The following is a 252-nucleotide window of genomic DNA, read 5'->3' on the forward strand; positions in this document are numbered from 1 at the left end:
GGCCGCCGGTTTCGCCGCTGCGGGAAAAATTCCCTTGGCCAGCACCTTTGCCGTCTTTGCAACAGGCAGGGCTTTCGAACAGGTCCGCAACTCTGTTTGCTACCCGAAGTTGAATGTCAAAATTTGCGCAACTCACGCAGGCCTTACGGTCGGGGCCGATGGCGGCAGTCATCAGGCTATTGAAGATATTTCGCTCATGCGTACTCTGCCGAATATGACGGTTATTAATCCTGCTGATGCTAAGGAAGCGGA

At 54.0% G+C, this 252-nt stretch carries 1 pseudogene; it reads left to right on the forward strand.

Annotated features, from left to right (window positions below):
- Window positions 1-252, forward strand: a pseudogene (locus PGX78_RS09235) (transketolase family protein); the annotation flags it as partial.

Source organism: Megasphaera sp. AF13-6AC (assembly GCF_027685385.1).
In the GTDB taxonomy this organism is placed as follows: domain Bacteria; phylum Bacillota; class Negativicutes; order Veillonellales; family Megasphaeraceae; genus Megasphaera; species Megasphaera micronuciformis.